Annotated in this window: 10 protein-coding genes; all 10 read right to left on the reverse strand. The window is 52.9% G+C overall.

Annotation, left to right across the window (positions count from 1 at the left end):
• Nucleotides 1-142: 142 nt before the first annotated feature.
• The gene (locus FYJ51_RS04785; protein ID WP_154503873.1) at nucleotides 143-1294 is read right to left on the reverse strand and encodes an RNA-guided endonuclease TnpB family protein; all 1152 of its coding nucleotides are present in this window, start codon (nucleotides 1292-1294) and stop codon (nucleotides 143-145) included.
• A 3-nt stretch (nucleotides 1295-1297) separates the two neighbouring features.
• A complete protein-coding gene (tnpA, locus tag FYJ51_RS04790; protein WP_154503875.1) occupies nucleotides 1298-1711 on the reverse strand; it encodes an IS200/IS605 family transposase in 414 nt (137 codons plus the stop codon).
• Nucleotides 1712-2308: 597 nt separating this feature from the next.
• Nucleotides 2309-2944, reverse strand: coding sequence for a hypothetical protein (locus FYJ51_RS04795; RefSeq protein WP_154503877.1), 636 nt, complete (start codon nucleotides 2942-2944; stop codon nucleotides 2309-2311).
• Entirely contained in the window at nucleotides 2934-3623 is a 690-nt protein-coding gene (locus FYJ51_RS04800; RefSeq protein WP_105305188.1) for a hypothetical protein, read from the reverse strand. Before FYJ51_RS04800 ends, FYJ51_RS04795 begins: the two co-directional genes overlap by 11 nt.
• Complete coding sequence (locus FYJ51_RS13870) at nucleotides 3617-6385, reverse strand: VirB4 family type IV secretion system protein (protein WP_205946191.1); 2769 nt, start codon at nucleotides 6383-6385, stop codon at nucleotides 3617-3619. Before FYJ51_RS13870 ends, FYJ51_RS04800 begins: the two co-directional genes overlap by 7 nt.
• On the reverse strand, nucleotides 6276-7019 hold the full coding sequence (locus FYJ51_RS04810; RefSeq protein WP_154503881.1) for a hypothetical protein: 744 nt from the start codon (nucleotides 7017-7019) through the stop codon (nucleotides 6276-6278). Before FYJ51_RS04810 ends, FYJ51_RS13870 begins: the two co-directional genes overlap by 110 nt.
• On the reverse strand, nucleotides 7006-7338 hold the full coding sequence (locus FYJ51_RS04815; protein ID WP_105305185.1) for a hypothetical protein: 333 nt from the start codon (nucleotides 7336-7338) through the stop codon (nucleotides 7006-7008). Before FYJ51_RS04815 ends, FYJ51_RS04810 begins: the two co-directional genes overlap by 14 nt.
• A 1-nt stretch (nucleotide 7339) precedes the next feature.
• The gene (locus FYJ51_RS04820) at nucleotides 7340-8599 is read right to left on the reverse strand and encodes a hypothetical protein (RefSeq protein ID WP_154503883.1); all 1260 of its coding nucleotides are present in this window, start codon (nucleotides 8597-8599) and stop codon (nucleotides 7340-7342) included.
• Nucleotides 8600-8621: 22 nt separating this feature from the next.
• Nucleotides 8622-11003 (reverse strand): type IV secretory system conjugative DNA transfer family protein, encoded by a 2382-nt coding sequence (locus FYJ51_RS04825; protein ID WP_154503885.1) that lies wholly within the window; start codon nucleotides 11001-11003, stop codon nucleotides 8622-8624.
• Between the two features lie 15 nt (nucleotides 11004-11018).
• Nucleotides 11019-12638, reverse strand: a complete 1620-nt coding sequence (locus tag FYJ51_RS04830; RefSeq protein ID WP_154503887.1) for a CHAP domain-containing protein — start codon at nucleotides 12636-12638, stop codon at nucleotides 11019-11021.
• Nucleotides 12639-13459: the final 821 nt, after the last annotated feature.

Raw genomic sequence — 13459 nt, forward strand, 5'->3', positions numbered from 1 at the left:
GTTTCCGGGCTGTTAGGAATACGTTCCTATGCCGAAGCACAGGCGATGCATTCTGCCGTAGTATTCCCACGCGGTCTTGTATGCTCCGTGGGGTTTGGATTCAGGCTATCCCCGCTGTCCCAGCGGTTCTGTAAGACACGTATCAGCAGGTGCAGTAGATCCGCACTGCTTCGTTTTTGATGTTGACTGCGGCATTCACATCACGATTGTGATGATGCCCGCATACCGGGCATGTCCATTCTCTGACAGACAGATCCTTTGTAATCGGGGATACCGTTCCGCAATGGCTGCAGGTCTGCGAGGAAGGGAAGAAATGGTCGACTTTAATGACCCTCTTTCCTTCTTTTTCAGCCTTATAGGCAAGCATTGCGGTGAACATTCCCCATCCTTTGTCGGAAACGGACTTCCCAAAATTGAGAGACTGTGCCATGCCTTTCATATTCAGAGCCTCAATGCCGATGATGTCATACTGATTCACCAGCTTACGGGAAATCTGATGCAGAGCATCGTTTCGCTGATGCTTGGTTTTCGCATACAGTTTCGCAATTTTCTGCTTCTGTTTCCCATAGTTATGAGAATTCTTCTGCATATGGGACAGCTTTCGCTGTTCCCGGGCAAGGCAGTCTTCTGCTTTCCAATATGGAGAGCCGATGTCCACTTCATTGCCTTCGGAATCAACATACAGGCCATGCATTGACATATCCAGTCCGACTGCATTGCCTGGATCGATCTGATGCATTACTGGAACCTTTTTATATTCGTAAAGAAGAGATACGTAATATGCTCCATCAGGCTCACGGGAAATCGTCGCACTTTTCAGCTGCCCTCCATCCTTAATGGGGCGATGATTGATAACGGGGACTTCTTTTTCCATCTTAGGAAGCGAAAGATACATCTTTCCGTGATCCATGTGAATGGAAGCGTTGTTCGTTGTATAGGAATCGTTGTGAGCGGACTTTTTCTTGAAACGGGGATAGCGTGACTTCTTGTTATAGAAATTCTGGAATGCCTGATTCAGGTTCAATTGCACGTTTGCCAATGCAAGGCTGTCCACCTCATTCAGCCACAGGCAGCAGGAGATCTTCTTATACCATGCAGGGGTAAGCTTAAGATCTTCGTGCCAGTATTCCCAGGCATGAATTTTGTCACTTAACATGCGATTGTAGAGCCAGCGAACGCAGCCGAAAGTCTTTGCAAAATAAGTCTCCTGCTCCGACGAAAGGGTTCCAATCCGGAATTTATATGCAATGCGCTCTCTGTCTGCTGATGAATGTTTTGTTCTGCGAAGCGGCATATTCTACCTCTGGACGTTTTTCTGACGGTCGATATAACGGCGTACATTTTCTTCGCTTGTGGAGCCGATAGTTTCAACGAAATAAGAACCATTCCACAGTTCTCCGCGCCACAGCTTTTCTCTGAGCTTCGGATACTGATGAAACAAACGAAGCCCCGAAACACCTTTCAAATGTTTGACGATAAACGTGATTGACAGCTTCGGGGGAGCAGACACAAAACAATGCACATGATCTGCTTCTCCAACTTCGCACTGATCAACAGAGAACCCATTCTCCATGCCTATCTGTTTCAGCACTTCCTGCAAAGTGGCTTCAATCTCAGGCGTAAGAACCTTCCTGCGGTATTTGACGCACCATACAATGTGATAGTGAACGTTATAAACGCAGGTTCTTGCATGTACATACTCATCATTCATACACATAGTATAGCATATAAGCACAATTATGCATATTTATAAGCCTTGATTTGTGATGCATATAATATAGAAAAATGCCGATTCATCTCCCATACAAGTAAGGGAGAATTCTCGGCTTAATTCTTAAAGTCATTCTGTCCAACCACGTGAACCTCCCCGTCTAAGTGCTGACGCACTATAGACAGGGCTTCCAAGGGCTTGTGTGCCCTCAGACTTCCGTCTGCACAAACGATACGGTATCAGCACAGCACACAAGCCGAAGCTTATGCACCCATCTGTACTAACGTTTCTCAGACTTATGTCGGGATCGTCAGACTGCCGCAGGAAGCAGAGGGCACAAGACCCTGTTGATCTTCCATAGGTCAGCTAACGTCCTTTGGGTTCCACTCCCGATCCCAGAGACTTTTGTCATAAGATCGGGTGATTCCATAGGATCTTTTCTTCATCCTCCAATCTTATGCTTTCTCATTACCTGGTATTCCGGCGATTCATAAAAGACCTTATAACTTCCGGAATTTTCAGATTGAGAAAGGGACATGCGAGCAGTTTGTACCTGTTCTTCTCAGATGTCCCCTTTTCCTTTATGCTCTAATGAGCTTAGATCCAGGTCATCGATTGAAACTTCTCGGAGGGGATCAGTTGAAACTCCGTGCCGATCCTGTCGCCCTCAGGCGCCTCCAGCGTTCGGACACCGAAGAACACCAGGCACTTCACATTGTCCGTCCGTATGATCGTCCGCATGATCGCATTGATCACAGCGCCGTCCTCATTGCAGTTATCCATGACCGTCCGTGTGATCTTTCTGACCCAGCGGGTCTCGATCAGAGCAAAGCGGTGAGGAGCTTCTGAGGCAAGATCGATCTGATTTTCATATTCATAGGCAAGGATTGCGGAGCTCACTGCTTCGGCTGCGTTTGTCCCATTTCGTGCTGTCGTCATCGGCGTGAACACAGAAAGGATCCCGTCCTCGTAATCGACGTCAACCTTGATCCCGTGGCTGCTCAGGACAGCGGGCTCAGCCATGGAAGAATCGTGATCTGCTCTCCAGCACTCCCGCAGAAGATCGTTCATCCGTTCCGTGCGGGTGATTGCCCGGGATAGCACGCTCTGAGTCAGTGCACCTTCCGGCAGGCTTTCGCTTCTTCTTACATCATGAGCAATCGCATCCGAAAGCTTCTGCACCTCCCGCAGTGCGCCTTCGCGAAGGTCTGCCATTCTCTCTTCAGAATCCATAATCCTTCCACATCTCCTCTTCACTTCGTTTTTCAAGAATCCGATAACCGCTTTCTGATTTCTCATTCAGCATGCAGATGTAGCGGAAGCCGATGAACGGCACCTGGGACACGCAGCGGGGATCCTCGATCACTGCGATCCGGCGGATATGAGAAGCGGTCTCTTCCTTCTCAACGCATGGGATATTCTTCAGCAGCTGCGCCATCGTAAACTCCTCCCCTTTCGGAATCTTCGTGATCTGAAAGAGCAGAGACGGCTGATTCTCTTTCGGCGGCATGATGAACTGGATGTACCAGTGCCCGGCGGAAATCTCGAAGTCTCGGCTCAGCGGCATCATGTCTGCGGCAATCACCATGCAGTCAGCGATGGCCCGATCCCGCTCGTCTTCTATCTCCAGGACACCGGCAGGAATCCGTTCCTTTGAGCCGGAGCGAAGAAGCGAGAACTCCCGGTCTCCGGTGATGCGCTTGTAGCATCCTTTGGTGATCAGCCAGCCATCTTCTGAGATGAGAACGCCGCCATGGTACTGGAGTGCCTCGATCATCATGTCGGCGTAATGCCCTGACATTTCCTCAAACGTGCGGCAGAGACTGATTCGCATAGATGCTCTGCGCAGTACTCCGGTCCGATAGAGAATCCGCTGTTCAAAGTCCAGATATGGTTCAATATCGCTCAGCATGCTGTCCTCCTTTCCAGGCGCTGAGACTTGCCTGAGCTTTTTTGATTCAGATGGTTCAGAGTCTCTTTCTCTTCTGATTTGAACAGAGATTCCGCAGCGTCTTCTTCGAGAGCCATCTCGGCTTCCTCAAAGACCGGAATATCCCGGATGCTTTCCATGCTGTCTGCCAGCTCTTCTTTTCGAAGAAGCAGCGGAATCTCGTCTGCTGAGAACAGCGGAATCCATTTCTGTTCCTGCCTTTCAGCTGACGCGGAAGCTCTCTGTTCTCTTTCCTGCATTTCTTTTTCCGCGAGGATCATCCGGAGATCGTCCTGCGCATTGGTGATCAGGAAATGTTCCGTCCGCGAAGCCTGGAAGCGGATCTGCAGGCGGATCCCTCCGGTCAGAAGCAGCGCATTTCCGCGCTCCAGCCCGGTGATCAGACGTGTATCTTCTGCGGAGAGGTTCAGAAGCTCCTGAACCGTGATGCTGTCGGAAGGCTCCGTGCGCATCAGAATCTTCGTCGCGCAGTTTCCGATCAGGGCCATGCCGTACTTTCCGTTTTCAACTGCAAGGATGTCCCGCAGCTGCTGGGTGGAGACGACATAGGAGCCGTGGTACGATCGGATGGTCTTCGAGATCTTCATCGCGTATTCCGCACACACCGGATCCTGCAGAAGAGTCCATGCTTCATCCATCATCAGCGCACAGTCCTGGAACCGATCTTCCCTCACCTTTGCCCAGGCGAAATCCAGGGCGATGTAAAGACCGACCTTCAGGAGCTCAGCCTTCATCTTTTCCAGGCCGAACACAATGAATTCGTTCTGAAGGTCAACATTGGTTTCGCCATTGAAGCTTCTGCCTGAGCCGGTCGTGAAGAACGAGAGAATCCCTGCCATGCGGCGCGTGTCCGGGGACTCTTTCAGCACTCTGACAAGATCTCCGACGATCGGCATCCGGCGGAATCGCTTCCTCTCAGGATCCTCAGGATCAATCAGCGATCGATTGTCCTCGGTGATTCCGAATGATGCGTAGACTTTCATCAGTGCGTTATCCAGAAGCTGGCGTTCCTCGATCGTCATGTCGGTGATCAGAAGCGAGAAGAAATTCTTCAGCGTGTCGATTTTCTCAGCAAGCCTGGATCCTTCCGCCTCCGCAGAACCGTTCACGATTCCGGAACTGATTTCTGCACGCTCATCCTTCGGCCGGATTTCCATGATGTTGATCCGATCTTTGGACCCGGGAGCGAGCTGAATGAACTGCCCTCCGACTCCGCTGCACATCCTCCGGAACTCATCTTCCTTTTCCGGGGCAAGCAGATAGACCGGAATATGACCTGCTCTGAGACGGATTGCAAGCAGGGAGAGCGCATAGCTTTTCCCGGCGCCGGAGGTGCCTTCAATGAAGAGGTTGTAATTCGTCAGACGCTTTTCATCGAAGAGATCCGCAATCACAAGACCACCTGTATCAAGATCATCGCCAAGATAGATTCCACCGGGATCGTGAAGTTCGAATGCGGTAAACGGATAGGTGCTTGCCGCTCCTTCCGTAAGCACATTTCGCTTTGTTTTCTCAAAAAGAGCAGGATCCGGACGAGCAAGCGGAAGACCGGAGAAGAATGCCTGCTCCTCTTCAAACTCACAGGAGCGAAGCTTCAGACCGGACTGCTTTGCACGCGTGCAGAGTTCATCTGCTCTTCTTGCCGTTTCTTCCGGATTCTTCCCGTTTACGGAAAAGAGAACCATCAGATAGCAGAAGTCCTGGCCTGCAAGCATCCCGTCCCGGATATAGGACGTACTCGCAAATGCCTCCGAGGACACATCCATCGCTTCGGAGGCGTAGGAAACGCTTGCCATATCTGTTTCTGCGTAAGTCATGTTGCGGCGGATGGAGTTCATCACTTCCTGAGGCTCTTTCCGCTCAATAAAGAGATTCAGGTCAATGCCCGGAGATGCACTGAAGAAAGGCGTBAGCCAGCCTGCCTGCACAAGGGGGTTATAGCCGTCAGAGGCAATGCAGTAATAGGTGCTGAAATTTTCTCCGCACCTTACATATCTCTGATCCATGAAGGAAAGAAGATCCGGTGCAAGGATATCAGTGATCGGAACGGGAATCGGGTTTCCTTCAGAAGAGGTGGAAGCATACCGCTCCTTCACTTCCGCAAGTCGCGTTTCAAAAGGCTTTTCACGATATTCCGCACGATGAAGAATCGTGTACAGAATCTTGGCCGATGCAGCATCTGCTTCCTTCAGGGAAGGCTCTATCACCTCATTGCCGCAGTTGCGAAGGGCGGCAGTCAGCACGGCCGCAGTACGCTCCAGTTCAAAAGCAATTTCCTCCAGCGTTTCCTTCTGAAAAAGAGCACTGCGATTGCGCTCGTATTCAAAGCTCAGGAAAAATCTTCTGGAAAGACCATACTGCTCGGATTCGCTCATCCGCTTCCGGTATTCTTCGTCCACCATCCGGCATTCCGGAGAGGCTTCTTTTTTCATCGCTTCTGAAAGCCGTGCCTTTTCTTCGGAGAGATCAGCAGAAAGGGTCATCACCGTGATCTGCAGATGGTGAGGGGCACTTTTCAGCACCGTCTCAAAGTGGAGTGCCGTATCGGTCTGCTCTTCTGATGAGAGAAGCAGAAACGGCACGGGGAGTACTTCCAGGATTTTTACGTACCGGTCATCCTTTGTGATGACGATGCCGCGGTAGAGTCCTCTGATCGGAAGATTCTGCTGAGTGCTCTGCAGAGGTTTCCGAAACCTTCGCTTTTCTTTCCTTTTTACTGCCACGCTGTGCCTCCTTTCTCCTGCGACGTTCTTCCTTGGTCTTTCGGCGCTCTTCCTTCTTCAGATTCTTCCGGTAGGTGCGGTATTCCTTCGGATTCATATATTCCACCGGCGTCTTTACGATCCCGATATCCTCTTCAAAGAAAAGTTCTCCAGGTTCAGCAGCTTCAGAAAGAGTATCTGCCGGGTCGGATGCTGCACGATGAACAGAAGTTCTATGAAAGCCGGATAAGAATTTCTTCAGCTTTTCCCGGGGAAGCTCCTGCTCTTTACCCGCAGCTTTCTTTTCTTCTGCCACTTCAATCCGTACGCGCGGATTGTAATATGCGGTGCGGCGCGAGCGATAGAACCGGAATACTGCCTTCAGAAACTGCAGAAATGTTCCCCCTTTCACGCCATGAATCCCGGCATATCCAAACAGCGTTGAAAACATCAGCACGGTTCCGATCGAGTCAGAAACTGAAAGTACCATGCCGAATGCCGGAAGAATCCAGTAGGCAGCCGCGACCGGAAGCAGAGCAAAGACCACTCCCTGCACCAGGAAAGAAGCCGGATAGGAATGCGTGCCGATTGAGATGCCGTTCTGGAAATTTTTCGGAAGGAAGAACGATCGTGTGCGTTCTTCACTCTGCTCCATGGTTCCTCCTTACTGCCTCTGCTATGACTGCTGCAGAAGAGCGGAATGAGGCATTCAGCGCATCCGCCATTTCCTCATAGTCCACCTCTTCCGATGCCGGGAGAATCATCAGCTGCATTTCCAGCCGGTTATCCTTCCGCATCCGATAAAATCCCAGCGCATCTCCGGAATCGTTGATTTCTTTCACGCATTCCTCTGCACTCTGCCGTTCATCTCTGTTCCGCGCAATCGGCTTTTCGGAGCGAAGGCGGATACAGGAAGCAGAGCTGAACGGAGATTTCTGAAGGAGAGCGCTCGCTTTATGAATGGAGCCTGTCATATCAGTACTTCATCGCGACGCCGGTCACGGTCTCGTCATACTTGACCTTTACTTCCACGGTGACGCGGTCTCCAGGATTCAGCATGATTCTTCCGACTACCGCGGCAGGGTTGATGAATGCAGTGACGCCGTTCTTCAGAATCACGATGTAGCGGCCGGCCTTTGACATGTGCGATACCGTTCCGAAATAGATGCCTCCGACCTGCACTTCTGCAAACGCCTTGGCGTCAAAGCGGATCTCCGCTCTTCTTGCGGAAGCAAAGAGATTCACGATTGCTCGATCCTTTTCGGATGCATCCTTCACCACGCTGTGCCGGATTCCGGTGACCATCACACGAACCTGATCTCCTGGATGATATTTCTCCTGGCAGTCTTCGAGGTATTCCTTTCCGCCTGCATCATACAGATGCATGGTCGTTTCCACTCCGAAGAGCTCGACCGTTACGGAGTCCTCGCGCACCGAGAGCACTTCTGCACGCTCAAAGATGTCGCCTTTGCGGATCTCCCGATCAGCAAGCTCCGGATGCTTTGCGAGGTCCGGGTGAAACCAGTGTTCCTGCAGCATCAGCATCGCATCCACTCTTGAACCGAGCAGGCCGCTGCGATGATAGGTGTATTCAGAGCCGTCGGAATACTTCGCATGCACGGTATCGCGCTCCGCCCGGGTAATGATCACGGGAATCGTGGATCCGATCCGCCTGCGGGCAGCATCCTTTCTCGTCTGGAACTTCACTGCCTCATCCTTCTCAGCGTAATGGGATCCGAACGTCGTATCCGGCATCCAGAACAGCGCTTCCGGGATTGCAATCCGCTCGCCATGGACCCGGGCTGTGAAGAGCAGAGATTTTGATTTTCTCCCAGTCTCCTCAATTCCATCCACGGAGGTCCAGACAATGCCCTTCGTCCTTGCCAGCCGGGTGATCAGCCGCCATTCCGATTCTTCCCGTTCGGCTTCACTTGTCTCGCTTTCGGCAATGATGTCGCCGGGGCGCCGGTCTCCGATCCGATCATCCGCGATCGTTCGATGCTTCCCCTGCCGCCGCTCCGCTTCGGTGAGCTTCACTTCCTCCTCCGGGTGCACGGGCTCTTCGGGAGCCTCTTCCGCCGGTTCATTGTCCGAAGGCACGACAATGTCGGAAGCGATCACTTCCTCTGACTGCAGCGCTGCATCCGGCTCCTCATGCTCCGGATGATCGGGCTGAAGCTCTTCCGGAACTTCCGGTTCTGTGGATTCTTCGGTTCTGTTCTTTGGTTCTTCCATGACGTTTTCCTCCTTTGTTCTCTTATTCATAAAGCCGTGACGATGAACGGCTTCTGATCCGCGGCTGTCTTCGTTCTGCCTGACGGTTCGCCTGTCTTCTGCGTCTGCTCCCGACGCCTGCCTTGGAAGAAGTCCGGATTCCTTCCGCCTCGGTTTTCTGAACCGCTTCTTCTTTCAGGACTTCCGGGTTTACTGCCCAAGAGCCTTCCGCTTCACCGGTTTCTTTCGAATCTGCACCGCTTCCTTCCAGCAGGTCTGCTTCCTCAAGCAGGGTGTCTTCGACAGGCTTCTCTGACCGGTTCTTTTCTGCATCCTCTGCTTTTGGAAACGTGCATGGATTTTCTGCCGGTATCAGTGTGTCGATCTTCTCAAGAATCTCCGGCCACTCCGGACGCGGTTTCTGCCGCATTCTTCGGGCGCTCAGCGGTTCCAGGTCCTCCAGGGCGGCTTTGCGGGCAGTTACTTCCGCATAGAACGGATGTTCGGTATAATCGAACCGCTTCAGCTTCAGCGGCCGCTCTCCTGCCTTCATCACGAGAACGCCTCGCTCCTTCTTGAACCGCGAGACTTCATCCGGAGTCATCACGAATCTTCCGGTTTGTCCGGACCGGTAATCCTGCCCCTGCACCGCGTCCATGAATCCTGCCGCACTGTTATGAGATTCGTTCTGCACGGTGCCGACGCCGGTCATTGCCGAGATGTTCTCGCTGGTCTCGGAATCATTTGAAGCAAGCAGGATCGTCACGTCGATGCAGGACTGGGTGATCGTCACGGCGTTTTCCTTCCCGTAGAGCGCCGGAACCTGGGTCATGTTCTGCACGATGATACAGGTATGCAGGTGGCGCTTGCGGGAGTTGGCCATGAAGGTTGCAAACACGGATGGCGAGGAACCGATCACTCCGAGCGTATTGAACTCGTCCAGCATGACCGTGAGATCGAGAATCGGATTCTTCGTTCCATGCGCAAACGCATCGTTCTCTGCCCGGTCATAGTTCGCCTGCGCTTTCTTCAGAAGAAAGCTGAAGAAGAGACCGGTGATCGAACGCAGGTCCGGCGTATCTTCGGACGGGATCAGGAAGTAGGCGCATGGATGCTGGTTTACCTCCGAAAGCCGGATGCCCTTTTCTGAAAGGATGTATGACAGCCTCTGATCCGTAAGGAGAGTGAGCTTGCCGAGCGTTCCGGTAATCGCGGAAGTCAGAATCGTGCTTTTCCCTTTCTGCTCCGCGGATTCCTGATGCGCAGACAGATACGCGATCATTCCCATGTTGTTTGAGGGGATTGCAGACTTTCCGCTCAGGGGATGGTAGGCTTTTTCGATCTCGTCGTAATGGAGCAGAAGCCGGTGCACTTCCGCGATATGAAACGGCGGTGCGGAAGCGTCAATTTCTTCGAAAAGAGCGCGGATCTCAGACTCGGAATAGCCGGTCCTTTTCGCAGCATCGAGAATGATCTTCTGCAGAGCACGGATGCTTGGGGCAGTGTTCTCAAACAGCTGCGCGTTTTCGGAATATTCAGGAAGCGATTCTGCCGTTTTTCGGTACAGCATGGAAAGGTCTGAGATCACACGTGTCTCATGGCTCCATGCGGCAAGAGCACATGCCTGCTCCAGATAGAGAATCGTCATCGTGTACCAGAAGTCATCCATCTTCTGACCGTCTGAGGTCATGTTGCAGACATAGGTCGTGACGAATTCCATCATGCTCTGGCCATCCATCCTGCCGGTCTCCGGGTCCACGGTTTCGGCCAGGCAGTCCCAGCAGTCGCTGTGTTCAAAGTCCTTCAGGTTCAGAACCTTCACATCGACTCCGCGGCTGCGGCACCATTCCGCCAGAGTCGCATACAGTTCGCCGGCCGGATCCGTCGCAATGAAGCTGTCTCCGCGGAGAATGGAATTGATCAGTTCCGTGCGCACATAGCACCGGGACTTTCCGGAGCCCGGAGAGCCGACGATGAACACGTTCTGCAGCTCATCCGCATAGTTCGACCGGCGGTAGGAGACCGTCTTTTCGCCATGCTCGGAAAGCTGGCCGTAGATCGTCGTGAAGTCCGTGGTCTTCCGGATGTCCTCGACGCGGAAAACCTGTTCCGCTTCCTGTTCGCTCATCCATCTCGAGGTTCCGAACGTTCCATTTGCAAGCCAGTTCACGCCGCGCTCATCCTTCTGCACGACGTAATTGCGCGGATCATTCCGAAGAACAGCCGCCAGAAAGATTCCGGCAAGAATCAGAAACAGGATCGCCGTGAGCCCTTTTCCTTCGCTGAGTGCATAATGGAAAATTCCTTTCGGATCATTCCCTGCAAGCAGGTGCATTCCTCGCAGGAGCGTTCCGGACGCAACCACTGCCGCAAGCAGCGCAGTCGCACAGGAAACAATCACCGTTTTCATCCGTTTCTGCTTCATGATCTTTTCCTCCTTTTACTGCTTCGGATTGCAGAAGATGTACTTTCCGCCATACCAGCTGCTGAATTCCGCCAGCGCCCATTTCCGGTTGATGCGGATGCCGTTTGCTGAACCGCCCCAGGAGGTATTTCCGTCGCAGGTCCAGATCGTGTCTCCCTCTACCCGGACGACGAATCCGACATGGTTGGTCGTATATCCGCCCCAGGCAGAGAACAGCGCTCCGGGGGCCGGATACCTGGAGAGCTCGAATTCGTCCGGATATTTTGCTGCAGTGTTTTCCGCCATCTCAAGCCCGTTTCCGCCTCCGCAGTCTTTCCCGTACCAGTTCCAGAACATCCAGTGCGCAAAGTCGGTGCACCAGCGTCCCCAGCCCGTGAGTGCAAAGTGGCCGGCGGCGTCCTTACGGATTGCTGCCCAGAGCTCTGTGTGCGCGTTCGGATCGTTCTCCGCAAAGCCTGCAAGCAGGCCGCCGCCTGAAAAGCCGGGACTGATGTTTTTCAAGAGAAGATCTTCGTAATGCTGGTCCAGATAAGCGCCGTAGCGTCTTCCGGCAGGAAGATCGCGGGTACCGGTGCGGTCCTCATAAAGATTCAGAATCGTGTCGAGGATCATGTCGGAGCATTCCTCCAGACTGTACTCAGAGAAGACTTCCTGCTCATGAAGCCATTCGGACGCGTCCGCTATATCTCTTGCCCGATAGCCTGAGATGTCATAATTCACCGCCAGATAGATCGTTCCGGTCTCATGCTGAACCGTTTCTGTCCGGATCCTTCCGTCTTCTTCTCTGACCTGTTCTCCAGTCAGCGGATCAAGGACCGGTTCCTCATAGGGTTCCGGATGGATGCCAACTCCGTCTTCATCCTTTGCTTCGCTGACCGGGGTCAGAAACAGTGCTCCGTCCGAGGAAAACAGAGAGGTTTCCGCATATTCGCGCACGCCATCCTGATACGCATTCGGATCCGTGAATGCCGTCGCGTCGTCCGGCTCCAGAAAGTCTCCGATTCCGCCGTGCGATGTGCTCAGATACTGGATTCCGCCATGAACCGCAAGGATATACGGCGTGATCGTCTCGGCAATCGCATGCGGAGAATCCATATAGATGGAGATCGAAATGTGAGAATGGTCCTCAGGATAGTGCTCCTTAAGCCAGTCATCCGCAGCCTTCTCAGCTTCCGCACGGGCGGTTTCATAAGATGACTGAATCGCTTCCTCAGTCAGGGAAACCATGCGCGCATAGGCCGCTTCATAGGCATCCCGGTCCACGAGTGCGGCTGCATCCAGCAGGACTCCATCCGAAGAGCTGTAGACGTCAGAACGGTCGGAATCCGTTGTCGGAAGATCAGAGTCTGCAGTTCGAAACAGATTGTTCGGATAGACTGAAATCAGAATCACGATGGCAAGGACTAGGATGATCACGACGAATGCCATCGGACCGGCACTGCTAAGCGCAGTTCCGATTCCCTCTGCGGCTTTCTCAACTGCCCTGCCTGCTGCTCTTCCCGCTTTCTGAATTCCTTTGGAAACGGGCTTTGAGGAAGAAAGGCGGACAAGGTTCCGGACGGATTCTCCGGTCAGGTGCTCTGCCCGATTTACACCGCTCTCGAATGTTTCAGCAGAGCGGTCATGCGTTTCCATGAGGCTGATCCTCCTTCGGATCCTCTGCTGCAGCGGTCTGCTCAGAAGAATCTATGCGATCATTTAGGTCATCTGCATCAGCGTCCTCCTCCATCGAAAACGAATCCGGATCAACGAATTCCTCTTCAACAGCTTCCTCAGGCTGATCAAGACTTGCCTCTGACTCATCAAGACTTGCCTCGATCGCATCATGTTCCTCTTTCTTCTGCCGGACGCGTTCCTCTTCATTCCATTCCGCCTGCTCCTTCGGGGCATCTGAGTGCTCGGGTGCAGGCGGTTCTGCACCGCTTCCGTCATGTTCCTCGAAGCTGAACTCCGAGCCGTATCCGAATGCCTTCATCTCCCTTTCTGCCTGTTCGGAAGATCCTTCATTCAGTGTTTCGCCGAAGGACTTGTACGGATCGTCCGCGTCAAATCTTGTCGGATGGACTTCATAGGCGTAGAGGGAATCGCTGACCTCCTTCATGACCGGGGCATGAGCTGAAGTCTCTGCAAATGTGAACGCCTCATGTTCCGGATCATTGCCGATCTGATATGACACCTGATGCCGTTCATTTCCATGCCGGTCGGTGCCGACGGTTTCATGCTTTGCCGACTGCATCAGCTCTTCTGTTCCGATTGCATAGGTCTTCGGAACCGAAGTTCCGTCTGTTCTTCTCTCAAGGCCTGAGATCATCACCGCATCCCCGCCGTCTTTTCCGCGGATGTACTGCGCATTTCCGCGTGATACCGCAAAGTTCGGAATTGCCTGATCCAGATGCAGCGCTTTTGAAACGTCCTCAGAGGACAGAGAACCGCTTTTTCCCCTGGAGTCCACCCAG

Source organism: Stecheria intestinalis (assembly GCF_009696165.1).
Lineage (GTDB): Bacteria > Bacillota_I > Bacilli_A > Erysipelotrichales > Erysipelotrichaceae > Bulleidia > Bulleidia intestinalis.